A 24,166-nucleotide genomic window follows, 5' to 3' on the forward strand; every position below is an offset into this window, starting at 1 on the left:
GCGGTTAAGGTCCCCGAGGGGTAAAGGCTGGCAGATTTGCCGATGTCTCGCGTCACTCACCCCTCTACACTGCCCCCATGCATGACGGCCACGGACACGCCCTCCCCAAATCAGGCTCGGCCGCCAGCCGGCACAAATCCCGGCTTGCCTTGGCCCTGGCCCTCACCGCCACTTACATGGTCGCCGAGGTGGTCGGCGGCCTTCTGACCGGCAGCCTGGCGCTCCTCGCCGACGCCGCCCATATGCTGACCGATGCTGGCGGCCTCGCTCTGGCCCTCATCGCCATCCGATTCGCCGAGCGCCCGGCCACGCCGCAGAAGACCTATGGCTATGTCCGCGCCGAGGTGCTCTCGGCGCTCGCCAATGCCGTCGTCCTGCTGCTCCTCACCATCTACATCCTCTACGAAGCCTATGAGCGCTTCATCAACCCGCCCGAGATCCTGAGCGGGCCGATGCTCGCCGTCGCCCTCATCGGCATCGTCGTCAATCTCATCTCCATGCGCCTCCTGGCCTCGGGCTCGAGCGAAAGCCTCAATGTCCGCGGCGCTTATTTCGAGGTGCTGAGCGACCTTCTGGGCTCCTTCGGCGTCGTCATCGCCGCCCTCATCGTCATGACCACCGGCTGGACACTCGCCGACCCGATCGTCGGCGCCGGCATCGGCCTCTTCATCGTGCCGCGCACCTGGCGGCTCCTCAAGGAGGCCGTCCATATCCTGCTCGAAGGTGTCCCGGCCGAGATCGACCTCACATTGCTGGAGCGTGTCCTGAAGGAGATACCGGGTGTCTCGGCCGTGCATGACCTGCATGTCTGGACTCTGACGTCCGGTCTCGATTCGATGAGCGGCCATATCGTGGTGAACGACATGGCCGACGCCCGCCGGGTGCTGGAGACGGCCCGCAACCTGATGAAGGAGAAATTCGGCCTCGAGCATGTCACCATCCAGATCGAGGACGCGGCACTTGCCGCTGCGGAAGCGAAACTCCCGGTCTGATCGCTTGACCGCAAGTCTCTCCCGCCCGACAAGAACGCCATGGCCAGACCGCCGGAAAAGCCCAAAAAACCCGCCACCCGCCAAGCCCGCCTCGCCGAGGCTCTGAGGGCCAATCTCAAGCGCCGCAAGGCCCAGGCTCGCGTCAGAGCCGAGCCCAAGTCCGGCCCGGATGAGACCAAAGGCGGATAGGGTTGCCCTGACCCTGCCACTTATGCTTGTTAAGCGCCTCCTTGGGTGCCGCAACGGCGCTCTTCCAGGGGAAAATCAGGGGAACCGACACTTAGATGGATCGCATCCGTATCCGCGGCGGCAATACGCTCAACGGCACCATTCACATCAGCGGTGCCAAGAATGCCGCCCTTCCCCTGATGATCGCCTCGCTGCTGACGGATGAAACCCTGACGCTGCACCGCGTGCCGCGCCTCGCCGATGTCCGCCTCCTCCAGCGCATCCTGCAGAATCACGGCGTCGACATCACCATCGCCGGCAAGCGCGCCGGCCAGAACGGCCATGACGGCGAGACCATGCGCATCTCGGCCAAGACCATCGCCGACACTACCGCACCCTATGAGCTCGTCTCCAAGATGCGCGCCAGCTTCTGGGTCCTGGCCCCTCTCCTCGCCCGCTGCGGCGAGGCGCGCGTCTCGCTGCCCGGCGGCTGCGCCATCGGCACGCGTCCAGTCGATCTCCATATCCTCGCCATGGAAAAGCTCGGCGTCCAGATTTCGATCGACGGCGGCTATGTCGTGGCGAAGGCGCCCAAGGGTTTCACCGGCGGCCATATCAACTTCCCGAAAGTATCGGTCGGCGCCACCCATGCAGCGCTCATGGGCGCCGTCACCGCCAAGGGCGATACGCTCATCGAAAACGCCGCGCGTGAACCCGAGATCACCGACGTCGCCGAATGCTTGGTGAAGATGGGCGCGAAGATCGACGGTATCGGCTCGGCCACCATCCGCATCGCCGGCGTGCCGCGCCTCCATGGTGCCGAGCACTCGGTCATCGCCGATCGCATAGAAGCCGGTACCTATGCCATGGCCGCCGCCATGACCGGCGGCACGGTGACGCTCGCCGGCGCCCGCCTCGACACGCTCGATGAGGTTATGAACATCATGCGCACCTCGGGCGTCGACATCGAGGCGGCCAATGACGGCCTGAAGATCAAGCGCAACGGCGCCGGCCTTTCCGCCATCAAGGTCGATACCGAACCCTATCCGGGCTTCCCGACCGATCTCCAGGCACAGCTGATGGCGCTCACGACCAGGGCGAAGGGCACCTCGATCATCCGCGAGACCATCTTCGAGAATCGCTTCATGCATGTGCAGGAACTCGCCCGTTTCGGCGCCGACATCCAACTCCATGGCGACACCGCCGAGATCCGCGGCGTCGAGCGCCTCACCGGCGCGCAAGTGATGGCGACAGATCTCCGGGCCTCCGTCTCGCTCGTCATCGCGGCGCTTGCCGCCGATGGTGAAACGACACTTCACCGCGTCTATCATCTCGACCGCGGCTTCGAGACGCTGGAGGATAAACTCAAAGCCTGCGGCGCCGATATCGAGCGCCTCTCCGGCCACTGACCATGCTCAAACTCAGCGCCCTCGACCCCGCCGATCTCGAGATCATCTCCGCCCATATGCAGGACGCGGTGATCACCATCGGCGATATCCGTTATCTCAAGGCGGCGGAGAAATTCGCCCTCATCGGCAACCGTTTCCTGTGGCAAACGCAGAAACCGCCTTATGAGCGCCGGCGCACCGGCCTGTCCTTCGATCGTGTGCTCGCCGCGCAATCGCACCATATCCGTCAGGGCGCCGATGATGCGATCCTGTCGCTGCTGTCGATTTCCTTCACCCCCGATGAGGAGCCCTCCGGCACCGTCACGCTCACCTTCTCGGGTGGCGGCGCCATCAGCCTCAAGGTCGAATGCATCGAGGCGCGCCTCGAGGATCTGGGCCCCGCCTGGGAGACGAAGAACCTCCCCACGCATGAGCGTTGAGTCTGCGCGGGCGAACCCGATGCGCTTCAACTCTCCCTCCGCCACCGAAGGTGGGGAGGGTGGCGCGCGGAACGCGCGACGGGTGGGGTCTCTCCGCGAGGAGGATCTCCGAGCAAAATTTGCTCGCGCTTCGTTCGAGCCCCGTTGATGAATACCGGTCGGTTGAGAGACCCCACCCGTCCGCCCTTCGGGCGGCCACCCTCCCCGCGCTTCGCGCGGCGGAGGGAGAGCGTTCTTTTCGGCGAAATGTTTCCCAACACCCGGAAGCACGCTAGGTTGACGTCATGACCGCCAAGGATGCGCCAGATACCAATCGCCTCGCCGCCGTCGATCTCGACGACAGCATCGGCTCGGCGCTCAGCGCCGATGCCGATCACGAGCGCCGTGTCGCCATCTATGATCTCATCGAGGACAACCGTTTCACCGTGATCGGCCACGAGACCGGCCCCTATCGCCTGGCGCTTTCGGCCGCCGACGGCCGCATCATCTTCGACATCTGGAGCGCCCGGGAAGAACGCGTCTCGATGATCGGCCTGTCGCTCTCGCCCTTCCGGCGCATCGTGAAGGACTATTTCATGATCTGCGAGAGCTACTACAAGGCGATCCGCACCGCGACGCCGAGCCAGATCGAAACCATCGACATGGCGCGGCGCGGCCTGCACAATGAAGGAGGCGACCTGCTGAAGGAACGGCTCGACGGCAAGATCGAGGTCGATATGACCACCTCGCGCCGGCTGTTCACATTGCTTTGCGTATTGCATTGGCGCGGCTGAGCGGGCGTCTCGATGGCGGCTGATCTCCCGGGAGCTCTGCTCTTCGCCTGCACCCAGAACGTCATCCGCTCGCCGATGGCGGCGGCCATCGCCCGGCATTTCTACGGCAACCGCGTCTTCGTCGCCTCCTGCGGCGTGAAGCCCGGCGAGCCCGATCCTTTCGTCGGCGTCGTCATGGACGAGATCGGCATGAATCTCAGCAAGCACCGGCCGCAGAGTTTCGCCGATCTCGAGGATTCGAGCTTCGACATCGTCATCTCGCTGTCGCCCGAGGCCCACCATCGGGCCCTCGAAATGACCCGCACCATGGCCATCGAGGCGGAATACTGGCCGACCATGGACCCGTCCGCCGCGATGGGCAGCCGCGAGCAGATTCTCGATGCCTATCGCGACGTCCGCGACGGCCTGATGCGCCGCATCCGGGCCCGATTCGGGGCGCAAGGGGCACGCGGCGTGTAAATTAGCGCGCCGACTTGATTTTACCGGGCAACCGGTTCATGGGTAGCCGCGATCGTTAACCAGCCAGGGAACCTTATGGCGAAGGAAGAATTGCTTGAATTTGAGGGCACGGTGACCGAGCTCCTGCCCAACGCGACTTTCCGCGTAAAGCTCGACAATAACCATGAGATCATCGCCCATACCGCCGGCAAGATGCGCAAGAACCGCATCCGCGTGCTCGCCGGCGACCGTGTCATGGTCGAAATGACGCCCTATGACCTGACCAAGGGCCGCATCAACTATCGCTTCAAATAGGGACCGGCGGACGAATGACGGAAGCCCGCGTCAAGCTCGTGCTGGCCAGCGCCTCACCGCGCCGCCTGGCGCTGCTCGAGCAGGCGGGCATCAAGCCCGACCTCCTGATGCCGGCAGACATCGACGAGACGCCGATGAAGCGGGAAACCCCGCGCCGCCTGGCGATCCGGCTTGCCAATGAGAAGGCGCGCACCGCTCAGGAAGCTCCCCTCGTCAAGAAGCTCGGCACCAAGACCTTCATCATCGCCGCCGATACGGTGGTGGGGCTCGGCCGCCGTATCCTGCCCAAGCCCGAAACGCCCGAAGAGGCCGAATCCTGCCTGTGGCTGCTGTCGGGCCGTTCGCACTGGGTCTATTCGGCCGTGACGCTCCTGGCGCCCGGTGGCCAATCCTGGCGGCGCTGCTCCGAAACGAAGGTCCGCTTCAAGCGCTTCTCGCGCGAGGATGTCGACACCTATCTCAAATCCGGTGAATGGCGCGGCAAGGCCGGCGGCTATGCGGTGCAGGGACGCGCCGAATCATTCGTGCGTACCTTGAGCGGCTCACATTCGGGCGTGGTCGGACTGCCGCTCTACGAAACCATCCATCTCCTCCATGGCGCGGGCTATCCTGTCCATTACACATGGCTGACCGCGCCCCTTAGCGGCGTATGACCGGCGCCAAGGAGCCGGTGCGTTTGCGCCCCAGGCGCCCCTGTCCGATTTGCGGCAAGCCTTCGCAGCAGAAATTCCATCCCTTCTGCTCTACCCGCTGTGCCAATATCGATCTCAACCGCTGGTTCGGCGGCCACTACACCATACCCGCCGAGGAAGGGCCGGATCCGGGCGACGAGACGGCGGAGCCCAAGCGCGACGAGGAGTGAGTTACCAGTTCTCCCTCCGCCACGCAAAGCGTGGGGAGGGTGGCGCGCGGAACGCGCGACGGGTGGGGTCTCTCAGCAAAGGAGATCCATCAGGCAAGAAAATCTCTAAGCCGTTCAGTCCTACTGATGAGCGCTTGTCGGTGGAGAAACCCCACCCGTCCGCCCCTATGGGCGGACACCCTCCCCGCGCTTCGCGCGGTGGAGGGAGGTTGCTTTGACCGGCCTCTTGGCCACTATCGCTTGCAATGACGCGCACAATCGTCGGATTTTACCACGGTCAGGGAAATCCCCTGTTTCCGCGATTTTCGCGAAAATTCCCTGCAGATCCCTGCAGATCCGCTGCAAATCCCCTGTAAATTCCGCTGCAAAATCCGCTGCTAATTTTTCGAGTTCCCCTGCTCCGGCAGGACCTGGTGCAACAGGATGGCGCCGACCGCGCCGAAGGCGATCGATGAGCCCAGGAGATACTGCACGACATTGGGCAGGCTCTTGAGATAGTCCGGCGGGATGAGGGTGGCGAAGAGCGCCAGCAGCACCGGCAGGCCGACCACCAGCATGTTGCGCTCGCTGAGCGGGCTCGAGCGCACCACCCGGAACCCGTTCATGGCAATGATGGCGCACAGCACGCCGAAGACGCCGCCGATGACCGGCTGCGGAATGGAGGCGATGGCAGCCCCCAGCTTGCCGACGAGCCCGAACAGCACCAGCAAAATGCCGGCCGCCGCGAAAGCAGCGCGGCTCGCCACGCCGGTGATGGCGATGACGCCGGCATTGGAGGAATAACCGGTCACCGGGGTCGAGCCGACGAGCGCGCTGACGAGGCAGCCGAGGCCTTCGCCGGTGGCGCCGCGATCGAGCCGGCTGTCGGTGATCTCCTTGCCGATCACCGCGCCGACCGCGAACCAGGTCCCGGTGGTCTCGGCCAGCACCACCGCATAGACGACCAGCATGGTGAGGATGGCCGAGAGGGAGAAATTGATGTCGAGCGTGAGGAAGGCGATGCGCGGCAGCGTCAGCCAGGAAGCATCGACGATGCCTTGCGCGCTGAAACGGCCCATGAAGGAAGCAACCAGCGTACCGGCGCCGAGCGCCAGGATCACCGCGGCGAGCCTGAGCCACACGCCACGTTTGCCCATGCTGATGCCGGCCATCATCGCGGCGATGAGCACGCTTGCCGCGACGGCGGCGAGCAGGATATTGCCGCCCACCGTCGCATCGCCATGGACGGCGAAGACGCTCTCCTTCAATGCCACCGGCATCAGTGCGATGCCGACGACCAGGATGATCGTGCCGCCGACGATCGGCGGCACCAGCTTCTTGATGACCCGGTGGAAAATGCCAGTCGGCCAGCCCAGCAAGGCCACGATGATGGCGCCCGGAATGAGCGCGCCGAAAACAGTGGCGAGGCCGGCGGTGCCGCCGCCCGAGGCGAAGGCGATGGCGAGGACGGCGCCGATCGGCACATAGGACGGGCCCTGGACGACCGGCAGGCGCATGCACCATTTCGACTGGATGAAGGTCGCGATGCCGGCGGCGATGAAGGCCGATTGGATCAGCGTGGCGGAATCGGCGACGGCGAGGCCAAGGACCGAGGCGATGATGAAGGGGACGACATAGACATCCATGGCCAGCACATGCTGGAGACCGAGCAAGGCCGCCTGGCCTACCGGCAGCCGATCATGGAGACGCGCCACGAGCACGATTTCATTCGCGGGCTGCTGCATGATATTTCATCCCCTTTCGGCCGCCGGCCCCCGGCGACTCAATCTACCCCTATGGGAAAGCTAGCATGCCACGAGAGGCCACGCAGTCACCCCTCTCTCCCCGCTCGCGCGGGGCGAGGGATTATACGGAGTCCTGAATGAAAGCTCCTTTCAGCATCTGCGGCACCGCCTTTCACGCACCAAAGCGCGGCGAGCTCGAGATACTCTCCGACGCGCTGATCGAGGTCGGCGCCGATGGCGGCATCGACCAGATCCTGAAGCCTGATCATCCCCACTATGACGAACGGAAATCGGCCGCGCGCGCCTCGGGCATGCTGCGGCTTCTGGGCGACGGTGAATATCTCCTGCCCGGCTTCGTCGATCTGCACATCCATGCGCCGCAATTCCCGCAGCTCGGCAAGGCGCTCGATGCGCCGCTCGAGGACTGGCTGCAGAAATATACGTTTCCGCTCGAGGCGCGTTATTCCGACCGGGCTTTCGCTTCCTCCGTCTATGACAGTCTCGTCGGCACGCTGCTCGCCAACGGCACAACGACGGCCGTCTATTTTGCCACCCGCCATCTCGACGGCAGCCTTGTCCTTGCCGAAACCTGCCTCGCCAAGGGCCAGCGCGCCGTCATCGGCCGCGTCGCCATGGACGACATCCACCAATGCCCTGATTATTATCGTGACGCCTCGCCCGATGAAGGCATCGAGCTGTCGCGGCAGTTCATTCAGCGGCTGCGCGCCCTCCCCGGCAACGGCAAGGCGCTGGTCAGGCCCGCCGTCACGCCGCGTTTCATCCCGAGCTGCAGCGATCGCCTGCTCTCAGGCCTCGGCGAGCTTCTCGAGGCGGAAGCCTGTCATATGCAGACGCATTGTTCGGAAAGCGACTGGGCGCATGCTTATGTGCTGGAGCGCTTCGGCAAGAGCGATACCGAGATGCTCGCCGAATTCGGTCTGCTCACCCGCCAGAGCATCCTCGCCCATGCCAACCTCATGGGCACCAGCGATTTCGATCTCGTCCAGGCCAAGGGGTCGGGCGTCGCGCATTGCCCGCTCTCCAACTTCTACTTCGCCAATGCGGTTTTTCCGCTGCGCCGCCTGCTCGACCAGGGTCTCCATCTGGGCCTCGGCACCGATATATCGGGCGGCCACAGCCCGTCCATTCTCGACAATTGCCGCCATGCGATGACGGCCGCGCGGGCGCTTCATGATGGTGTCGACGCGCGGCTGCCCGCAGCACGGCGTGGCGCCGCGCCCGCACGCATCATGCCCAGCGAGGCGTTCTGGCTCGCCACCGCCGGCGGCGGCGAGGCCCTCGATCTGCCGATCGGTCTGTTCCGCGAAGGCATGCGCTTCGACGCCCTGCTCGTCGATGTGAATGCGCCGCAGTCCAACATCACGCGCGCCGACAATGACGGCCTGCCCGACATCTTCCAGAAGATACTGTGCAATGCCGGCCGGCCCAACATCACCTCGGTGTGGGTCGAGGGCCGCTGTGTGTCCTAGAGCAACCCCCGCTTCGCCAGGTTGCGCATCAGATGGCTCACGCCGAAAGTCCAGGCGGGACATTCATGGCTGCGCCGCATGCGGTTGGTGAGGCTGCCGAGCCTGGGCGTGGCGATGGTGACGATGTCGCCTTCCTTGTGGGTGAAACCCTTGCCCTTGGTGTCACGGTCCTCGACGGGTGCGAACATGGTGCCGAGGAACAATACGAAACCGTCCGGATACTGATGATGTTTGCCGATCGTCTGGTCGACGATGTCGGCGGGATCGCGGCTGATCATGGCGATGGACGATGAGCCTTTGAGCGCGAAGCCCTCCGGCCCCAGGACCTCAAGCGTAACCGTCGCCTGGCGCACATCGTCGAGACTGAAGCTGTCGTCGAAGAAGCGCAGGAACGGCCCCACGGCGCAGGAGGCATTGTTGTCCTTGGCTTTTGACAGCAGCAAGGCTGAGCGGCCTTCGACGTCGCGCAGATTGATGTCGTTGCCGAGCGTCGCACCGACGATCCGGCCGGCGGAGGAGACGACGACGACCACTTCCGGCTCGGGATTATTCCAGGTCGACATGGCGTGCAGCCCGCCGTCTGCGCCGGGACCGACCGAGGACATGACCTGTGCCTTGGTGAAGACTTCCGCGTCGGGACCGATGCCGACTTCGAGATATTGACTCCAGGCGCCTTGCGCGATGAGCGTCTCCTTGAGTTTCATGGCCTGTGGAGAACCGGGCATCAGCTTCTTCAGATCGTCGCCGACCAGCTCCTTGACCGTCTTGCGGATCTCGGCCGCCGCATTGTAGTCGCCGCGCGCCCGCTCCTCGATGACACGCTCCAGCATCGAGATGGCGAAGGTGACGCCCGCCGCCTTCACCGCCTGAAGGTCGATCGGCGCCAGGAACCACGGCTTCTTCGCATTGCGTGTATCGGGCGCGGTATTGGCGAGGATGTCGGCGACCTTGCCGATCGTCTCGCCCTTGGCTGACCGCAGGGCCTTGGCCGGGTCCGCGTTTTCGCAGAGATCACGCATGGTTGGGAATACGGCACTGACATCGACGACATCGCCACCACGCAGCGCCACGATTGACGGCCCTTCGACTTCCGGCCGCCAGACGCGTCCGGCAAGCGCCGCCTTGTCGTGATCCACCGGCAGGACTGTTTCAGGTTTCAAATGATCGTTCAGGGAGGTGCTCATGTGATCGAATATGTACTGCTGCTGTTTGGACAATTCTATTGTCGCATTGTGCATATTTGTCAGGCAAAAGAAAACAATGTTGGAAGTTCATGAAATTTCATGTCTCCGCCATTGCCACCTGCCAAAAACCGCTATAGCGTCACGTCCGTCTTTGGGGACAATGTTTGCATGCGCATATATTCCAAGGAAGGCTACGCGCCCTTCCGTGACTATGTAACCTGGTACCGCGTAACGGGTGATCCTCAGTCGAAAAAGCCGCCAGTGGTGCTCTTGCACGGCGGTCCGGGCGCCGCCCACGACTATCTCGACAGATACAAGCTTCTCGCCCGCGACGGACGCCAGGTCATCCACTATGACCAGCTGGGCTGCGGCAAATCCACTTTGCTCCCCGACAAGGGCGCCGACTTCTGGACGCCCAAGCTCTTCGTCGAGGAGCTCAACAGCCTCATCGATTTTCTGGGAATTCGCTCCGCCTATCACGTCCTGGGCCAGTCCTGGGGCGGCATGCTCGGCGCCGAATTCGGCATCACCCGGCCCAAGGGCCTCAAATCGCTGACCATCGCCAACTCGCCGGCCTCGATGGAACTCTGGGTGGCGGAAGCAAACCGCCTGCGCTCCGAGATGCCGGCGAAAATCCGCTCGGCGCTCGACCGGCATGAGAAGGCCGGCACCTTGACCGACCCGGAATATCTCGATGCGGCCATGGCCTTTTATGAGCGCCATGTCTGCCGCGTCGTCCCCTTTCCGCCGGAAGTGAAACGCTCCTTCGACCAGATCGGGCGCAACCCGACCGTCTACAACACGATGAACGGACCCAATGAGTTCTTCGTCATCGGCAGCCTCAAGACCTGGAGCGTCGTCGACAAGGTCAAAGCCATCGACGTGCCCACCCTTCTGATCTCCGGCCGCTATGACGAGGCGACGCCGGCCGTCGTGCAGCCTTTCGCCGACAATATCAAAGGCGCGCGCTGGGTGATCTTCGAGAAATCGAGCCACCTGCCGCATGTCGAAGAAACCGAAAAATGCATGAAGACCGTCGCTTCTTTCCTCGACGAGAACGACTAGACACCAAAAAACGACAGGGAGACGTCCAATGAAGAAATGGTTGCTGGCAGGCGCCGCGGCCCTGCTGATCAGTGCCTTGAGTACCCCGAGTTTCGCCGAATACAAAGCCGAGCACAGAGGCGGCACGATACGCCTGCTCTCGCGTTCCGCCGGCGGCACGCTCGACCCGCATATCAATTACACGCTGCAATATTGGCAGCTCTACCAGCCGACCTATGACGGCCTCGTCACCTTCAAGAAGGCGGCGGGTGCGGAAGGTTTCAAGATCGTCGCAGATCTCGCCGAGGAAGTGCCGAAGCCCGAGAATGACGGCAAGACCTATGTGTTCAAGCTGCGCAAGGGCATCAAGTTTTCCGACGGCCGCGACCTCGGCGTGAAGGACGTCGTCGCCTCCTTCCAGCGCATCTACAAGGTGTCGAGCCCGACCTCCGGCTCGTTCTTCTCCGGCATCGTCGGCGCCGATAAGTGCCTCGCCGAGCCGGCCAAATGCACGCTCGATGGCGGTGTTGTGGCCGATGAGGCGAACAATACCGTTACCATCAATCTCACCCAGCCGGATGCCGAGTTCTTCTACAAGCTCGGTCTCCCGCATGCCGTGATCCTCCCCGCTGACGCCCCGACCCAGGATGCGGGCTCGGTGCCCATTCCCGGCACCGGCCCTTACATGTTCAGCTCCTATGACCCGAACAAAGCGCTGGTCATGGAGCGAAACCCGCATTTCAAAGTGTGGAGCGAAGAAGCCCAGCCCGACGGCTATCCCGACAAGGTCCAGTATGATTTCGGCCTGAGCGAGGAAGCCGCGGTGACCGCCATCCAGAATGGCGAGGCCGACTGGCTGTTCGACGAAATCCCGGCCGACCGTCTGGCCGAGATCGGCACCAAGAACAAGGACCAGGTTCACGTGACGCCGCTCACCGCCTGGTGGTACCTGCCGATGAACACCAGGCTGGCGCCGTTCGACAATGAGAAGGCCCGTCAGGCCGTCTCCTATGCGATCGACCGCAACGCGCTGGTCAAGATCTTCGGCGGCAAAGTGCTGGCGGCTCCCGTCTGTCAGGTCCTGCCTCCGGGCTTCCCCGGGCATGAGCCCTATTGCCCCTTCACCAAGGACCCCGGCGCGAAGTGGTCGGCGCCCGATATGGAGAAGGCCAAGAAACTCGTCGAGGAATCCGGCACCAAGGGCCAGAAGGTGACGATCATCGCCGAGGACAAGGCGATCTCCAAGGCCGTCGGCGTCTATCTGCAGAGCGTCCTGACCGATCTCGGCTACGACGCCGAAGTCAAGCCGATCGCCACCAATATCCAGTTCACTTACATCCAGAACACCAACAACAAAGTGCAGATGTCGATCACGCAGTGGTATCAGGACTACCCTGCGGCGTCCGACTTCCTCTATGTGCTGTTCGGCTGTGAGAGCTTCCGCGAAGGCTCCGATTCATCGGTCAATATCTCCGGCTTCTGCGACAAGGAGATCAATGACAAGATGAAGGCAGCGCTCGCTTTGGGCGTCACCGACCAGGCTGCCGCCGACAAGATGTGGACCGAGATCGACAAGGCGGTCACCGACAAGGCGCCCGCCGCGGCCCTCTTCACGCCGAAGCACCTCGACTTCGTCTCCAAGCGCGTCGGCAACTTCCAGTTCAACTCGCAGTACTACTGGATGGTCACCCAGTCCTGGGTCCAGTAAAACCTCGAGTTTGATCGATGTCCGACGCAGTTGCGTCACTCCGTGTAAGCCGTGGCCCCTGGGCCACGGCTCTTCGCAGGCTCTCCCGCGACAAGGCCGCCATGGTCTGCCTCGCGGTCTTCATCCTCATCGTCATCGTCTCGCTCCTGGCGCCGGCCTATGCGTCCTGGGCCAACACCGATCCGTTCCGCTCCACCCTCGATGCCACCGTCATGATCGACGGCCAGGAGATCCCGGTGATGGAGCAGTCGACCGAAGGTCTCGGCCTCGGCTACACGCCCATTGGTCCCACCTGGGAGCTCGGCAATTATTTCCTCGGCGCCGACAATCAGGGTCGCGATGTCATGGCGCGGCTCCTTTATGGCGGGCGCAATTCGCTTCTTATCGCCGGCGCCTCGACCGTCATCACCATCCTGGTCGCCACCATCATCGGCCTCGCCGCCGGCTTCTTCGGCGGCGTTACCGACACCATCCTGTCGCGCATCCTCGACGTGCTGTGGGCCTTTCCGGTCTATCTGCTCGCCATTTCGCTGTCGATCGTGCTCATCGCCCATGGCATCGATCTCGGCCTCATCACGCTCGAGGCGGGAAGTCTCTGGCTGCCGATCTTCATCATCGGCATCGTCTACATTCCCTATATCGCCCGTCCGATCCGCGGCCAGGTCCTGGCGCTGCGGCGCAGCGAATTCGTGCTTGCCGCCATCGGCCTCGGCGTGCCCGAGCACCGCATCCTGCTGCGCGACATCCTGCCCAATGTGTCGACGACGCTAATCGTCTTCGTGCCCTTGATGCTCGCGATCAACATGCTGACCGAGTCGGCGCTCTCCTTCCTCTCAATCGGCGTGCAGCCGCCCGATGCGAGCTGGGGCACTATCATCCAGGACGGCCAGGGCCTCCTCTATACCAGGCCCTGGGTGGCGCTGGCCCCCGGCCTCGCCATCGCCTTGACCGTGCTCGTCCTCAATGTGCTGGGCGACGGTCTGCGTGACGCGCTCGACCCGCGCTCGAAGATCAGGCTCGGAGGCGACTGATGCTGCTCGCCCTCATCCGCCGCTTTGGCCAGATGATCTTTGTGATGTTCGGCATCAGCGTGCTGGTGTTCCTCATCTTCTTCGTGACGCCCGGCGCCGACCCCGCCGCCCGCATCGCCGGCCGCAACGCCTCGCCCGAGACGCTCGAGGCGGTGCGCAAAAGCTTCGGCTTCGATCAGCCGGTCTGGGTGCAGTACTACACGTTGATGAAGAAGCTCTTCGTCACCCAGGACCTGACCTCTTTCGTCAATCGCGGCTGGAAGGTCGTGCCGGCGGTGATCGACACCATACCCGTCACGCTGTCGCTGGTGATCGGCGCCGCCGTGCTGTGGGTGATCTTCGGCCTACTGGTCGGCCTCATCGCCGCAGCGACACGCGGCAGCTGGATCGACAAATCACTGATGGCCTTGGGGCTGATCGGTTGCGCCATGCCGGTCTATTGGCTGGGCGAGGTCATGAATCTCATCACCCAAAGCCGCTACCACGACAGCTGGATGTTCTCCTGGGTGCCGCCGCTGGGCTACAAGCCCTTGACCGAGGACCCCAAGGGCTGGTTCCTCACTTTGGTCATCCCGTGGATCACTTTGTCGATCCTCTATATCGGCCTCTATGGCCGCGTGCTCAGGGCCAATCTCATTGAGGCGATGCAGGAGGATTATATCCGCACCGCCCGCGCCAAGGGCCTCTCCGAGACGCGTATCATGCTGCGCCATGCTTTGCGCACCTCGCTCATCAGCTTCGTCACTCTGTTCGGCCTCGATTTCGGCGCCCTGGTCGGCGGCGCCGCCCTCCTCACCGAGGTGGTCTTCGGCCTCCAGGGCGTCGGCAAGCTCACTTACGACGCGCTGCAGAATCTCGATCTGCCGGTCATCATGACCACCGTCATCTATGCTTCCTTCTTCGTCGTTCTCGCCAATGCGCTGGTCGATGTCGTCTATATCCTGCTCGACCCGCGCGTGAGGTCGGCCTGATGCTCGAAGTGCGCGATCTCAGGATCTCCTTCCGCACCGAACACGGCCGGGTGCGCGCCATCGACGGCGTGTCCTTCGACGTGGCCGAGAGCGAGATTTTGGGCGTGGTGGGCGAGTCGGGCTCCGGCAAAACCATCTCGCTCTTGGCTGTCATGGGCCTCATCAACGATCCCAATGCGGTGATCGAGGGCTCGATCAAGCTCAGAGGCCGCGAGCTCATCGGCCTCAAGGCCAGCGAGATGCGCAAATTGCGCGGCCGGGAGATCGCCATGATCTTCCAGGACCCGATGACCGCCATGACGCCGGTCTATACGATCGGCTGGCAGATCGCCGAGCAGATCATGGTGCATGAGCGCATCGGCAAGAAGGCGGCGCTTGCCCGCGCCATCGACCTGCTCGCCGAAGTGAACATCCCCAATCCGCGCGAGGCGATCGAGCGTTATCCGCATCAGCTGTCGGGCGGCATGCGCCAGCGCGCCGTCATCGCCATGGCGCTCTCCTGCAACCCGGCCCTCCTCATCGCCGATGAGCCGACCACGGCGCTCGACGTGACGGTCCAGGCGCAGATCCTCGACCTCATCCGCAAGCTGAGGCGCGTTCACAAATCGGCGATCGTCTTCATCACCCATGACATGGGCGTCATCGCCGAAACGGCCGACCGGGTGATGGTCATGTATTCGGGCCGCGTCGTCGAGCGCGGCACCAAGGCGGAGATCCTGCTGGAGCCTCGTCACCCCTACACCAAGGCGCTGCTCGATTCGATCCCGCCGCTCGAAGGCGAGAAGCCGCGCCGCCTCAAATCCATTCCAGGCTCACCGCCCTCACTTCTCGATCTGCCGAAAGGCTGCTCTTTCGGCCCGCGCTGTCCCTCGCGCTTCGACAAATGCGCCGAGAAGCCGCCTCTCGAAGGCGGCGCCCATGCCGCCGCCTGTTTCCTGAAGGCCGCGCCATGACCGCCGCTCCCCTCCTCGAAGCCCGCAACGTGACGAAGCAATTCGTCATCGGCAACCGTTTCACCGCGCAAGGCCTGCGCACCGTGCATGCGGTGGACGCGGTCTCATTGAAGATCATGCCGGGCGAGACCGTCGGCCTCGTCGGGGAATCGGGCTGCGGCAAGTCCACCCTCGGGCGCTGCATGACGCGCCTCTATGACATCACCGGCGGCGAGCTCTATTTCGAAGGCGTCGACATCACCACGAAGACGCTGCGCCAGATGCGCCCCTTGCGGCAGCGCATGCAAATGGTCTTCCAGGACCCTTATGCCTCACTCAATCCGCGCCGCCGGATCCGCGATCTCATCGCCGAGCCCCTGCGCGTCCATTTGCGCCTGAGCGAGACGGAAGTCCGCGACCGGGTCAGGCAGCTTCTCGACGTGGTAGGACTCTCGCCCGACCATATGGACCGCTTCCCGCATGAATTCTCCGGAGGCCAGCGCCAGCGCATCGGCATCGCGCGCGCCATCGCCCTCGAGCCGAGCCTGATCGTCGCCGACGAGCCGGTCTCGGCCCTTGACGTCTCGGTCCAGGCTCAGATCGTCAACCTGCTCGCCGATCTGCAGGAGCGCCTGAGCCTCACTTACGTCTTCATCGCTCATGATCTGAGCGTGGTGCGCCAGGTCTCGACCCGCATCGCGGTCATGTATCTGGGTTCGATCGTCGAACTCGGCAGCGCCAACGACATCTTCGCCAAGCCGAGCCATCCCTATACGCAGGCGCTGATCTCGGCGGTGCCGCAGCCCGACCTCAAGAAGGCCGGCGAGCGCAAGCGTATCGTGCTGACCGGCGATGTGCCGAGCCCGATCAACCCGCCGCAGGGCTGTCGCTTCCACCCGCGTTGCCCGTTCGCCACCGACAAATGCCGTGAGGAGAGGCCGGTTTTGACAGAAATGGCCGGAACGCGTAGTGTCGCCTGCCATTATCCCCTCACGGCCTGAACCACACCCATGCCCGAGCTTTCCACCCATCTCGCTTTCGCGCTGATTGCGCTTGGCATGGTGCTCACCCCCGGCCCGAACATGATCTATCTCGTCTCGCGCTCGATTTCGCAGGGGCGTGTGGCCGGGCTCATCTCGCTGGGCGGCGTGGCCTTGGGTTTCGTGGTCTATATGCTCTGCGCGGCTTTCGGCATCACCGCCATCGTCATCGCCATTCCCTATGCCTATGACGCCCTGCGTTTCGGCGGCGCGCTTTATCTCCTCTATCTCGCCTGGCAGGCGGTCAGGCCCAATGGCAGCTCGCCCTTCGCCGTGAAGGCATTGCCCAAGGATGGACCACGCAAGCTGTTTCTGATGGGTTTCCTGACTAATCTGCTCAATCCCAAGATCGCGGTTCTCTATCTTTCGCTGCTGCCGCAATTCATCGATCCCGAGAAGGGCAGCGTGCTCCTGCAGTCCGTCGTACTTGGCGCGACCCAGATCGCCATCAGCGTCACGGTCAATACGATCATTGCCGTGACCGCCGGCTCGATCGCCGTCTTCCTCTCCGGCCGCCCAACCTTCCTGCTCGTCCAGCGCTGGCTGATGGGCACCGTGCTCGCCGGCCTCGCCATCAAGATGGCGACCGAAGCCCGCCGCTAAACGGACGGCTTCCTCTTTTAGAAAGGAACCACTATGTCGCCAGACAGCGACCGCTTTTTCATTGTCACCGGCGGTCCCGGCGCCGGCAAGACGACGCTTCTCGACGCGCTTGCGGCACAAGGCTTTCACCGCACTGTCGAGGCTGGCCGCGCCATCATCCAGGACCAGATGGCGATCGACGGCCCGGCGCTCCCCTGGCGCGATCCAGCCCTTTTCGCCGAGGCGATGCTGGTCTTCGACATGCGTTCCTATCGCCTGGCCGAAGACACGCTGGGCACCGTCTTCTTCGACCGCGGCGTCCCCGATTTGATCGGCTATCTGCGCCTCATGGGCTTATCCGTTCCCGCCCACATGCTGAAGGCAGCAGCGACCTTCCGCTACAACCGGCGCGTCTTCATCGCACCCTTCTGGCCGGAGATCTTCGCCAATGACCGCGAACGCAAGCAATCACCCGAAGAAGCCAGGCGCACTTGCGAGAGCATCGAAGAGACCTACCGTGAGCTCGGCTTCGACATCGTCGAGCTGCCGAAATCATCCATCGAGGACCGTGTCCGCTTCGTACTGACCAGCATGATTACACGCGATCCAGGAAAACCCGCACCCGCGTCATGAGCAGCGCCGTCGCTTCCGCGTCATAGGACGGGAGCGAGCTGTCGGCGAAATAATGCTGGTCGCCTGGATAGAGGAAGAGCTCCGCATCCAGCGCGGTGGCGACGATGGTGCGGGCAGACTCGATATCGCCTTCGCTCACGAAGATAGGATCCTTGTCCATGCCGTGGATCTGCACCGGAACACTCTTTGGCCACGGGCCGATGGCCCATTCTCCAGTGACCGGCAGGCACGAATAGAAGAGCAAGGCGCCGCGCGCCCCGGCCCGGGTCTGCGCGAGTTTCTGCGCCGGCAGGACACCGAAGGAAAATCCGGCATAAACGAGACCGGCGGGAAGATCATCGGCGACGCGTACGCCGCGCTCGCGCATCTCTTCGAACCCGATCTTGTTGATATAGCCGAGCCCCTCCTCGATGCTGTCGAATGTCCGGCCTTCGAACAAGTCGGGCATATGCACGACATGGCCGGCCGCCCTGAGATCATCGGCGAAGGCCCGCATGCCGGGCGTCAGCCCTTGCGCGTGGTGGAACACGAGGATGTCGACCATGGGAAACCTCCAGGTCAGATAGTGCGCCGTCCGCTATTTGACCGCGCCGGCGGTCAGTCCCTTCACGATATAACGTTCGAGAAACACCCCGATGACGACGAGTGGCGCGATGGCCGCGGTCGACAAGGCGGCCATCGACCACCAGCTGATGCCTTGCGAACCGGTCTGGCTCGCTACCATCACCGGCAAGGTCTTGGCATTGGTCGAGGTCAAGAGTGCCGCGAAGAAATATTCGTTCCAGCACAGGATGACCGAGAGGATGAAAGCCGCCACCATGCCCGGCAATGCGATCGGCACGACGATGCGCAGGAAAGCGCCCCAGACCGAGCAGCCGTCGACGAGGGCCGCCTGCTCCAATTCGATCGGGATCGTGTCGAACTGGTCGCGCATGATCCAGATCACGATCGGCAACACCATCAGCGTGTAAACGAGGATCAGGCCGATGCGGGTGTCGAGCAGCGCCAGCTCCTTGTAGAGGACGAGAAACGGCATCGCCAGCACGACCGGTGGCAGGATGAGCTGTGACAGGAAAAAGAAGGAGATGTCCTTGTTGCGCATCCAGCCGAATTTGTAGTCGAAGCGGCTCAGGCCATAGGCCGCGAGCGAACCGATCACCACCGCCAGCGCGGCGGCGCCGAGCGAGGCGATGACGCTGTTGGCGAAGCGCTTGAGGAATTCCTCGCGCACCGTCGAGACCTGGCCGATCGTGTCGGGTGAAAGGCCGAGCGAGCGCCAGCCCTTCCAGTCCGGCAGGAAGTCGACCCATGGGATGAGATGGCCCTGAGTGACGTTCACCGCCGTCTTGAACGAGGTGGTGAGCGTCCAATAGATCGGGAACAGCGAGACGAAGGTCCAGATGATGAGCGCGCCATAGACGAGCACGCGGACGGTGATTCTTTGCGTGTCGCTCATGTCAGGTCGTCCTCTGCATGAAGCGGCTGGCGAATTTGAGCAGCAGGGTCACGAAGATGATGATGATCACCAGATAGAATTCGGCAAGCATCGTACCGTAGCCGACATTCGAGCGGTCGCGATATTCGCGGAAGATGAAGCTCGACACTGTGTCGGTGGCGCCCCCTGGCCCGCCCGAGGTCACATTGATCACGATGTCGGCGAGCTTGAGCTGGAAGATGACTTTCAGCACGATGGCCGTGACGCTGACCGGCAGCATCAAGGGAAAGGTGATCTGCCAGAAGGACTGCCACGGGCTGGCACCGTCGACCTTGGCGGCTTCGGTGATTTCCTTGGGCATCGCCTGAAGGCCGGCGAGCAGCAGGATCATGATGAAGGGGATCCACACCCAGGCGTCCATGGCGACGATGCTGAGACGCGCGATCCACGGTGTGGTGAAGAAGGCGGGATTGTCCCAGCCAAGATGGCGGGCGAGCGTCGCCGCCGGGCCGAAGCGGTATTCCATCAAAGACTTGCCGATCATCCAGCTCACCGCCACCGGGCTCAACATGAAAGGCAGGAGGAACGCGACACGGAAGAACTTGCGCGCCTTGATGTCGGCATTGAGGAGCAGCGCCAGACCGAAGGCGATCGTATATTGGACGAGCACGAACAACACGTAATAGACCATGTTGAGGAGCGCGTTCCAAAAATAGGCATCGGCGAAAAGCGAGCGCAGATTGTCGAGCCCGTTGAACTGCGGTCCCGCGGCCGAGCTCAGATTCCAGTTGGTGAAAGCGAGATAGAGACCGAAGAAGGTCGGGAAGATCACCATCGCCACGGTGAAGGCGACGGCCGGCAGCACGAACAATGCATGCTTGCCGCGCTCGCCGCGCATGAGGACCTGCGCCACGCCGATCGCTACCGTCCACAACAGGAAGGCATAGAGCACCGGACGCCAGCTCTCGAAGCCGGACGCGATCACACCGGCCGAATAAAGCGCCTGCCAGAGAGCGATGAAGGCGAGGCTTAGAGACGCGCCCCAGACAAGCGCGCGCCCGAGGGGTCCTTGCGGCGTATCGGCGATACGCGACAGCGGTTCATGCATCTTGCCGGCGGTCTGAGGCAGCGCGGTGTTCATGACAGCGAGGACATCCGTACAGAAACAAGAATCCTGGTGACGCAGGCTGCGCCACCAGGATGATATGTGTCAAATGCGAGAGCTAGAGGCCGAGCGAGGCCTTGTAGAGCTTGATCTGGTTCTCGCGGCCGATCTGGTCGGTGATCTTCTCCCAGGCGGCGGCGATCGCATCGGCGCCGGCCTGCGCCGTGGAGCCGCCGGCATAGATCTTGGCGAGCTCGTCTTCCGCGACGCTGTAATACTGGAAGATGCCGGGAATACGCGGCTCGATCGCCGCATTCGGATGATTGTAGGAATCCGACTGCGACTTCAGATAGGACGTGATGAAGGCTTCGTCATAACCCGCCGCCACCCATTCCGGAATGTTGAAATGGCTGTTGCGATAGGGCTGGAAGCCCGACGGATAGGCGGCCGTCCACAGCGACAGATCCTTGCCGCCGAGATGCGCCGCCGCACTCCACGCCGCCTTCTGCTTCACCGGATCGCTGTCGACGCGCGCCATGACGTAAACGCCCCAGCCGATATAGGCCATGTTGGGCGCGAAATTCGGGCCCGAGGCGAGCTTGTCCCACTGGCCGGTCTTGGCGTTGTAGACATCGTCCGAACCGGGGAGGATCGAGAACGCGACCGTGTCGCCGATCACCGAGCCGTCGCTGGTCTTGGCCATCGAGCCGACATCGCCCCACCAGGCAAGCATCGAGCCCGTGCCGGCGAGGAACTGCTGGAACGCCGTCGTGCCCGGATCGGCATTGAGCTGGTCCGCCGGTTCCGACGGCAGCGCGTCGATCACGTCCTGGATGGCGCGCACGAAGGCCGGGTTGTTGACGCGCGGCTTCATCGTATCGACATCGAAGAGCCAGGCCTTGTCGTCGGGATGCTTGGCATAAGCCGTGGTGCGGCTTTCGAGGAAGTAGAAGCCGAAGCCACCCCAGCCCTTGGCGGGATCGAGATAGCCATAGGCATCCTGGCCGGCGGCCTTCTTGCCTTTCAGGAACTTGGTGACTTCCTGCACCTTCTGCCAGGTGGTGGGCACGGCCCAGTCGCCCTGATGGCCCTCGTCCTTCCACGCTTTGGCGAGCTCGGGATCGGAGAAGACGTCGGTGCGGTAGTTGAAGGTGTGGCAGTCGCCGTCGATCGAGATGCGGTAGGTCTTGCCGCCCCAGGTGCCGACCGGCGCCTTGAGGTATCCGACATAGTCGTCCATCTCGATCTGCGTCTTGACCCAGTCGGGCATCTCGGAAGCGAGGCCCTTGCCGCAGACATCGCCCTCGAAAGGAGCGCCCATCTCGACGATGTCGAAATCGACCGTGCCGGTCGCGATCGACTGCTGCAGGCGCGCATTGTAGTCGGCCTGGGCGAGGTCGATCCAGTTGATCTTGGCGCCGGTATAGGTCTCCCACGGCTTGAGGAAGCCGCGGAACAGGAGATTGTGCAGGTTCTGGTTGTTGAGCCCCATGAAGGTCAGCTCGACGCCCTTGAACTCGCCTTCCTTGACATTGGCCTTGGTGGCGCCGAGGCACAATTCACCGACCTTCTGCCAGTCGGCATCGGTCGGCGAGCCTTTGCCCACGCCTGGAATCTGCAGGAGCTCCTTGCGCAGATCGGACTGTGCCGAGGCTTCCGGCGCGAAAGCGGTGAGACCGCCGGTGGCGGCGAGCGCTGAAATCGCGGCAGCGCCTTTCAGGACGGTACGGCGATTGGCCTGCATGGCCAAAAGCATGTCATGCTGGTTGATATTCACGTGTTCTTCCTCCCTTTGCGGACGTAGTTTCCTGATTCCGTTTGGCCGGTTCGATGCCGGCCATTGCTAACATGTTAGTATGCGCAGCCGGGAAAGCTGTCAATCGGGCTTCAGCGTTTCAACAGGGCGTCGACTTCCGATCGTGTCGGCATGGAGGGCGCCGTACCCGCCCGGGTCACCGATATCCCGGCCACCGCCGCGCCGAAGCGCGCCGCCTCGAGGGGTGCGGCGCCTTCGGCGAGCGCCGCGGCGAAACCGCCATTGAAGGCATCCCCCGCCCCTGTCGTCTCGACCACGGGGCCTGCCTTGAAAGCCGGCACGAGCGTGGATTGCGTCTTCGAATGCAGGAGTGCCCCCGCTTCGCCCAGCGTGATGAGCGCGGTGCCGGCGCCATTCTTGAGGAAGATGTCACCGGCCTTGCGCGCATCATCGACCGTCTTGACCTCGATGCCGGTCAGCAGCGTCGCTTCGCTTTCATTCGGCGTGACATAGTCGCAGAGCCCATAGAGCGCATCGTCGAAGCGTTCCGCCGGCGCCGGATTGAAGATGGTGACGGCGCCCGCCTCTCTGGCGATCGCGAGGCCGCGTTTGGCCGCGGCGACCGGCTGCTCGAGCTGCGTGATGAAGACCGCCGCGTTGCGGATGGCGTCGGCGGCGGCATCGACATCGGCAGCCGTAATCGTCGCCGCCGCGCCCGGCACGACGATGATGGCATTGTCGCCATTCGTGTCGTTGACATAGATGAAGGCGGCGCCGGTCGGCTGGTCGTCCATCTCGACGACGCGCGGCGTGATGCCTTCCTTCTTCCAGGTCGCCAGCGCATTGGCGCCGAATTCATCGCGCCCGATCTTGGAGATGAAGGTGACCTTGGCGCCGACACGCGCGGCGGCCACGGCCTGGTTCGAGCCTTTGCCGCCCGGCCCCATCTTGAAGCCGGAACCGGCAATGGTCTCGCCGATGCCGGGCAGCCGCCCGGCGCGAAACGCCAGATCGGCGACGAAGATGCCGAGAATGGCGACGCCCCGACGTCCGCTCATCAGTTGAGCCTGAGGCCTGTCTCTTTGTCGAAGAGATGGACGAGCTTCGGATCGGGCGCCATCGGCAGCGCTTCGCCGGGCTTGGCCGAGATGCGCTCGCGGAACACGCCGACGATCTTCTGCGCGCCGACCTTGGCGAAGACCTGGGTCTCCGATCCGGTCGGCTCGAGCACCGAGACCTCGGCTTTCACGGCCTCACCGCCGAGCGCAAAATGCTCAGGCCGGATGCCATAGATCGCCGGGCGCCCATCGGAGCCTTGCGGGGCCGAGGTGAGCGGCAAATCGATGCCGTCCTCGGTGACGAAGGAGGCCTTGCCGTTGAGCTTGATCTTGCCTTTGAGGAGGTTCATCGCCGGCGAGCCGATGAAGCCCGCGACGAAGATATTGTTCGGCCGGTCATAGAGCTCGAGCGGCGAGCCCGACTGCTCGACGATGCCGTCATGCATCACCACGATGCGGTCGGCCATGGTCATGGCCTCGACCTGATCATGCGTCACATAAACGGTCGTGGTCTTGAGGCGTTGATGCAGCTCCTTGATCTCGGCGCGCATCTGGACGCGCAGTTTGGCGTCGAGATTGGACAGCGGCTCGTCGAACAGGAACACCTTGGGATCGCGCACGATGGCGCGGCCCATGGCGACGCGCTGGCGCTGGCCGCCCGACAGCTGACGCGGATAGCGCGAGAGGTAAGGCACGAGGTCGAGGATCTCCGCGGCCCGGCGCACCCGGCTCTCGATCTCGGCCTTGGGCGCATGGCGCATCTTGAGCGCGAAGCCCATATTCTCGGCCACCGTCTTGTGCGGATAAAGCGCATAGGACTGGAACACCATGGCGATGTCGCGGTCCTTGGGCGGCAGGTCGTTGACCACCTTCTCGCCGATGCGGATATCGCCCGAAGTGATTGGCTCGAGACCGGCGATCATGCGAAGCAGCGTCGACTTTCCGCAGCCCGAGGGGCCGACCAGGATGACGAATTCGCCGTCCTTGATGCCGATCGACACGCCGTGAATGACCTCTTGCGAGCCATAGGCCTTGCGCACGTCCACGACGTCAACTGAAGCCATGAGAATTCCTCCCGATTTGTTTTCTGGACCGGG

General features: G+C 63.4%; 26 protein-coding genes. 18 read left to right on the top strand and 8 right to left on the bottom strand.

Annotated features, from left to right (window positions below):
- Nucleotides 1-77: 77 nt before the first annotated feature.
- From JHL16_RS12115 to yacG, 9 genes are all read left to right on the top strand, one after another.
- Nucleotides 78-992, top strand: a complete 915-nt coding sequence (locus JHL16_RS12115) for a cation diffusion facilitator family transporter (protein WP_200185106.1) — start codon at nucleotides 78-80, stop codon at nucleotides 990-992.
- Between the two features lie 39 nt (nucleotides 993-1,031).
- Nucleotides 1,032-1,181: a hypothetical protein gene (locus JHL16_RS12120; RefSeq protein WP_200185107.1), complete on the top strand. Its 150-nt coding sequence runs from the start codon at nucleotides 1,032-1,034 to the stop codon at nucleotides 1,179-1,181.
- Nucleotides 1,182-1,276: 95 nt separating this feature from the next.
- Complete coding sequence (gene murA / locus JHL16_RS12125; RefSeq protein ID WP_200185108.1) at nucleotides 1,277-2,569, top strand: UDP-N-acetylglucosamine 1-carboxyvinyltransferase; 1,293 nt, start codon at nucleotides 1,277-1,279, stop codon at nucleotides 2,567-2,569.
- Entirely contained in the window at nucleotides 2,566-2,988 is a 423-nt protein-coding gene (locus JHL16_RS12130) for a DUF2948 family protein (protein ID WP_200187121.1), read from the top strand. The genes murA and JHL16_RS12130 overlap by 4 nt, the downstream gene beginning before the upstream one ends.
- A 284-nt stretch (nucleotides 2,989-3,272) precedes the next feature.
- Nucleotides 3,273-3,761, top strand: a complete 489-nt coding sequence (locus JHL16_RS12135) for a UPF0262 family protein (RefSeq protein ID WP_200185109.1) — start codon at nucleotides 3,273-3,275, stop codon at nucleotides 3,759-3,761.
- Between the two features lie 12 nt (nucleotides 3,762-3,773).
- Nucleotides 3,774-4,220: an arsenate reductase/protein-tyrosine-phosphatase family protein gene (locus JHL16_RS12140; RefSeq protein WP_200185110.1), complete on the top strand. Its 447-nt coding sequence runs from the start codon at nucleotides 3,774-3,776 to the stop codon at nucleotides 4,218-4,220.
- Nucleotides 4,221-4,295: 75 nt separating this feature from the next.
- Complete coding sequence (infA, locus tag JHL16_RS12145) at nucleotides 4,296-4,514, top strand: translation initiation factor IF-1 (RefSeq protein ID WP_111197504.1); 219 nt, start codon at nucleotides 4,296-4,298, stop codon at nucleotides 4,512-4,514.
- A gap of 14 nt (nucleotides 4,515-4,528) precedes the next feature.
- The gene (locus JHL16_RS12150; protein WP_200185111.1) at nucleotides 4,529-5,167 is read left to right on the top strand and encodes a Maf family nucleotide pyrophosphatase; all 639 of its coding nucleotides are present in this window, start codon (nucleotides 4,529-4,531) and stop codon (nucleotides 5,165-5,167) included.
- A complete protein-coding gene (gene yacG, locus JHL16_RS12155) occupies nucleotides 5,164-5,376 on the top strand; it encodes a DNA gyrase inhibitor YacG (protein WP_200185112.1) in 213 nt (70 codons plus the stop codon). Before JHL16_RS12150 ends, yacG begins: the two co-directional genes overlap by 4 nt.
- A gap of 377 nt (nucleotides 5,377-5,753) precedes the next feature.
- Here the strand turns inward: yacG and JHL16_RS12160 are convergent, their stop codons facing one another.
- Nucleotides 5,754-7,100: a uracil-xanthine permease family protein gene (locus JHL16_RS12160; protein WP_200185113.1), complete on the bottom strand. Its 1,347-nt coding sequence runs from the start codon at nucleotides 7,098-7,100 to the stop codon at nucleotides 5,754-5,756.
- Between the two features lie 137 nt (nucleotides 7,101-7,237).
- Here JHL16_RS12160 and guaD point away from each other — a divergent pair, with 137 nt between their 5' ends.
- The gene (gene guaD / locus JHL16_RS12165; protein WP_200185114.1) at nucleotides 7,238-8,590 is read left to right on the top strand and encodes a guanine deaminase; all 1,353 of its coding nucleotides are present in this window, start codon (nucleotides 7,238-7,240) and stop codon (nucleotides 8,588-8,590) included.
- Here guaD and JHL16_RS12170 read toward each other — a convergent pair.
- Nucleotides 8,587-9,774: a fumarylacetoacetate hydrolase family protein gene (locus tag JHL16_RS12170; protein ID WP_200185115.1), complete on the bottom strand. Its 1,188-nt coding sequence runs from the start codon at nucleotides 9,772-9,774 to the stop codon at nucleotides 8,587-8,589. The two genes, guaD and JHL16_RS12170, sit on opposite strands and share 4 nt — an antisense overlap.
- A 168-nt stretch (nucleotides 9,775-9,942) precedes the next feature.
- Here JHL16_RS12170 and JHL16_RS12175 point away from each other — a divergent pair, with 168 nt between their 5' ends.
- The 8 genes from JHL16_RS12175 to JHL16_RS12210 are packed head-to-tail and all read left to right on the top strand — an operon-like array spanning nucleotide 9,943 to nucleotide 17,715.
- The gene (locus JHL16_RS12175) at nucleotides 9,943-10,839 is read left to right on the top strand and encodes a proline iminopeptidase-family hydrolase (RefSeq protein ID WP_200185116.1); all 897 of its coding nucleotides are present in this window, start codon (nucleotides 9,943-9,945) and stop codon (nucleotides 10,837-10,839) included.
- 28 nt (nucleotides 10,840-10,867) lie between these two features.
- Nucleotides 10,868-12,526, top strand: coding sequence for an ABC transporter substrate-binding protein (locus JHL16_RS12180; RefSeq protein ID WP_200185117.1), 1,659 nt, complete (start codon nucleotides 10,868-10,870; stop codon nucleotides 12,524-12,526).
- A 17-nt stretch (nucleotides 12,527-12,543) separates the two neighbouring features.
- Nucleotides 12,544-13,557 carry an ABC transporter permease gene (locus tag JHL16_RS12185; protein ID WP_200185118.1) on the top strand — a complete coding sequence of 338 codons (1,014 nt, stop codon included), beginning with the start codon at nucleotides 12,544-12,546 and terminating at the stop codon, nucleotides 13,555-13,557.
- Complete coding sequence (locus tag JHL16_RS12190) at nucleotides 13,557-14,528, top strand: ABC transporter permease (RefSeq protein ID WP_200185119.1); 972 nt, start codon at nucleotides 13,557-13,559, stop codon at nucleotides 14,526-14,528. The genes JHL16_RS12185 and JHL16_RS12190 overlap by 1 nt, the downstream gene beginning before the upstream one ends.
- Nucleotides 14,528-15,481, top strand: a complete 954-nt coding sequence (locus JHL16_RS12195; protein ID WP_171028673.1) for an ABC transporter ATP-binding protein — start codon at nucleotides 14,528-14,530, stop codon at nucleotides 15,479-15,481. Before JHL16_RS12190 ends, JHL16_RS12195 begins: the two co-directional genes overlap by 1 nt.
- The gene (locus JHL16_RS12200) at nucleotides 15,478-16,461 is read left to right on the top strand and encodes an ABC transporter ATP-binding protein (protein WP_200185120.1); all 984 of its coding nucleotides are present in this window, start codon (nucleotides 15,478-15,480) and stop codon (nucleotides 16,459-16,461) included. Before JHL16_RS12195 ends, JHL16_RS12200 begins: the two co-directional genes overlap by 4 nt.
- 9 nt (nucleotides 16,462-16,470) lie before the next feature.
- Nucleotides 16,471-17,103 (top strand): LysE family translocator, encoded by a 633-nt coding sequence (locus tag JHL16_RS12205; protein WP_200185121.1) that lies wholly within the window; start codon nucleotides 16,471-16,473, stop codon nucleotides 17,101-17,103.
- A gap of 33 nt (nucleotides 17,104-17,136) precedes the next feature.
- A complete protein-coding gene (locus tag JHL16_RS12210) occupies nucleotides 17,137-17,715 on the top strand; it encodes an AAA family ATPase (protein ID WP_200185122.1) in 579 nt (192 codons plus the stop codon).
- Here the strand turns inward: JHL16_RS12210 and JHL16_RS12215 are convergent.
- From JHL16_RS12215 to JHL16_RS12240, 6 genes are all read right to left on the bottom strand, one after another.
- Complete coding sequence (locus JHL16_RS12215) at nucleotides 17,678-18,259, bottom strand: dienelactone hydrolase family protein (RefSeq protein WP_200185123.1); 582 nt, start codon at nucleotides 18,257-18,259, stop codon at nucleotides 17,678-17,680. The two genes, JHL16_RS12210 and JHL16_RS12215, sit on opposite strands and share 38 nt — an antisense overlap.
- Before the next feature lie 33 nt (nucleotides 18,260-18,292).
- Entirely contained in the window at nucleotides 18,293-19,171 is an 879-nt protein-coding gene (locus JHL16_RS12220) for a carbohydrate ABC transporter permease (RefSeq protein ID WP_200185124.1), read from the bottom strand.
- A gap of 1 nt (nucleotide 19,172) precedes the next feature.
- The gene (locus JHL16_RS12225; RefSeq protein ID WP_200187122.1) at nucleotides 19,173-20,258 is read right to left on the bottom strand and encodes a carbohydrate ABC transporter permease; all 1,086 of its coding nucleotides are present in this window, start codon (nucleotides 20,256-20,258) and stop codon (nucleotides 19,173-19,175) included.
- Nucleotides 20,259-20,373: 115 nt separating this feature from the next.
- A complete protein-coding gene (locus JHL16_RS12230) occupies nucleotides 20,374-22,011 on the bottom strand; it encodes an ABC transporter substrate-binding protein (RefSeq protein WP_210346046.1) in 1,638 nt (545 codons plus the stop codon).
- 131 nt (nucleotides 22,012-22,142) lie between these two features.
- A complete protein-coding gene (gene rbsK, locus JHL16_RS12235; protein WP_200185126.1) occupies nucleotides 22,143-23,069 on the bottom strand; it encodes a ribokinase in 927 nt (308 codons plus the stop codon).
- Nucleotides 23,069-24,133, bottom strand: a complete 1,065-nt coding sequence (locus JHL16_RS12240; RefSeq protein WP_137859427.1) for an ABC transporter ATP-binding protein — start codon at nucleotides 24,131-24,133, stop codon at nucleotides 23,069-23,071. Before JHL16_RS12240 ends, rbsK begins: the two co-directional genes overlap by 1 nt.
- Nucleotides 24,134-24,166 lie beyond the last annotated feature (33 nt).

The sequence above is a fragment of the Taklimakanibacter albus genome (assembly GCF_016595235.1).
Lineage (GTDB): Bacteria > Pseudomonadota > Alphaproteobacteria > Rhizobiales > Aestuariivirgaceae > Taklimakanibacter > Taklimakanibacter albus.

Bases quoted from the DNA above. Each gene is read 5' to 3' on its own strand.
- JHL16_RS12115 (WP_200185106.1), top strand. From the start codon at position 78: ATGCATGACGGCCACGGACACGCCCTCCCCAAATCAGGCTCGGCCGCC.
- JHL16_RS12120 (WP_200185107.1), top strand. From the start codon at position 1,032: ATGGCCAGACCGCCGGAAAAGCCCAAAAAACCCGCCACCCGCCAAGCC.
- murA (WP_200185108.1), top strand. From the start codon at position 1,277: ATGGATCGCATCCGTATCCGCGGCGGCAATACGCTCAACGGCACCATT.
- JHL16_RS12135 (WP_200185109.1), top strand. From the start codon at position 3,273: ATGACCGCCAAGGATGCGCCAGATACCAATCGCCTCGCCGCCGTCGAT.
- JHL16_RS12140 (WP_200185110.1), top strand. From the start codon at position 3,774: ATGGCGGCTGATCTCCCGGGAGCTCTGCTCTTCGCCTGCACCCAGAAC.
- infA (WP_111197504.1), top strand. From the start codon at position 4,296: ATGGCGAAGGAAGAATTGCTTGAATTTGAGGGCACGGTGACCGAGCTC.
- JHL16_RS12150 (WP_200185111.1), top strand. From the start codon at position 4,529: ATGACGGAAGCCCGCGTCAAGCTCGTGCTGGCCAGCGCCTCACCGCGC.
- yacG (WP_200185112.1), top strand. From the start codon at position 5,164: ATGACCGGCGCCAAGGAGCCGGTGCGTTTGCGCCCCAGGCGCCCCTGT.
- JHL16_RS12160 (WP_200185113.1), bottom strand. From the start codon at position 7,100: ATGCAGCAGCCCGCGAATGAAATCGTGCTCGTGGCGCGTCTCCATGAT.
- guaD (WP_200185114.1), top strand. From the start codon at position 7,238: ATGAAAGCTCCTTTCAGCATCTGCGGCACCGCCTTTCACGCACCAAAG.
- JHL16_RS12170 (WP_200185115.1), bottom strand. From the start codon at position 9,774: ATGAGCACCTCCCTGAACGATCATTTGAAACCTGAAACAGTCCTGCCG.
- JHL16_RS12175 (WP_200185116.1), top strand. From the start codon at position 9,943: ATGCGCATATATTCCAAGGAAGGCTACGCGCCCTTCCGTGACTATGTA.
- JHL16_RS12180 (WP_200185117.1), top strand. From the start codon at position 10,868: ATGAAGAAATGGTTGCTGGCAGGCGCCGCGGCCCTGCTGATCAGTGCC.
- JHL16_RS12185 (WP_200185118.1), top strand. From the start codon at position 12,544: ATGTCCGACGCAGTTGCGTCACTCCGTGTAAGCCGTGGCCCCTGGGCC.
- JHL16_RS12190 (WP_200185119.1), top strand. From the start codon at position 13,557: ATGCTGCTCGCCCTCATCCGCCGCTTTGGCCAGATGATCTTTGTGATG.
- JHL16_RS12195 (WP_171028673.1), top strand. From the start codon at position 14,528: ATGCTCGAAGTGCGCGATCTCAGGATCTCCTTCCGCACCGAACACGGC.
- JHL16_RS12200 (WP_200185120.1), top strand. From the start codon at position 15,478: ATGACCGCCGCTCCCCTCCTCGAAGCCCGCAACGTGACGAAGCAATTC.
- JHL16_RS12205 (WP_200185121.1), top strand. From the start codon at position 16,471: ATGCCCGAGCTTTCCACCCATCTCGCTTTCGCGCTGATTGCGCTTGGC.
- JHL16_RS12210 (WP_200185122.1), top strand. From the start codon at position 17,137: ATGTCGCCAGACAGCGACCGCTTTTTCATTGTCACCGGCGGTCCCGGC.
- JHL16_RS12215 (WP_200185123.1), bottom strand. From the start codon at position 18,259: ATGGTCGACATCCTCGTGTTCCACCACGCGCAAGGGCTGACGCCCGGC.
- JHL16_RS12220 (WP_200185124.1), bottom strand. From the start codon at position 19,171: ATGAGCGACACGCAAAGAATCACCGTCCGCGTGCTCGTCTATGGCGCG.
- JHL16_RS12225 (WP_200187122.1), bottom strand. From the start codon at position 20,258: ATGCATGAACCGCTGTCGCGTATCGCCGATACGCCGCAAGGACCCCTC.
- JHL16_RS12230 (WP_210346046.1), bottom strand. From the start codon at position 22,011: ATGCTTTTGGCCATGCAGGCCAATCGCCGTACCGTCCTGAAAGGCGCT.
- rbsK (WP_200185126.1), bottom strand. From the start codon at position 23,069: ATGAGCGGACGTCGGGGCGTCGCCATTCTCGGCATCTTCGTCGCCGAT.
- JHL16_RS12240 (WP_137859427.1), bottom strand. From the start codon at position 24,133: ATGGCTTCAGTTGACGTCGTGGACGTGCGCAAGGCCTATGGCTCGCAA.